Raw genomic sequence first — 452 nt, 5'->3', positions numbered from 1 at the left:
TGTAGTGGCACACTGAATTTGGCCACCTGAATAGAGGTGATATCATCACCTCACAGAAAAAACAGGTGACATTATGACCGGACGTAACAGACGCAATTTTAGCCCCGAGTTTCGCCTCGAAGCTGCCCAACTTGTACTCGATCAGCATTACACCGTTGCCGCCGCTGCTACGGCAATGAACGTCGGTAAATCCACAATGGACAAATGGGTTCGACAACTGAAAGAAGAGCGAGCGGGAAAATCACCCACTGCTTCACCCATGACACCTGAGCAGATTGAAATACGCGAGCTAAAGAAAAGACTTCAACGCGTTGAAATGGAAAGGGATATATTAAAAAAGGCTACCGCGCTCTTGATGTCAGACGGTAATCCCCCCGAAAAAACGGTGTGTTTATAAGTAGAATTTCTCGTAATCTGAATCGGGGAGATTTCTATGAAAAAAGCACGTTTTA

The 452-nt window shown here is 45.6% G+C and carries 1 pseudogene; it reads left to right on the top strand.

The window, feature by feature from the left end:
* Positions 1–73: 73 nt before the first annotated feature.
* Positions 74–363, top strand: a pseudogene (locus ACG0Z5_RS23970) (transposase); the annotation flags it as partial.
* Between the last annotated feature and the right edge of the window lie 89 nt (positions 364–452).

The organism is Scandinavium sp. M-37 (genome assembly GCF_043558715.1).
Lineage (GTDB): Bacteria > Pseudomonadota > Gammaproteobacteria > Enterobacterales > Enterobacteriaceae > Scandinavium > Scandinavium vulneris_A.
The sequence above is the reverse complement of the archived record's forward strand: the minus strand, read 5'-3'. Positions and strand labels throughout refer to the sequence as shown.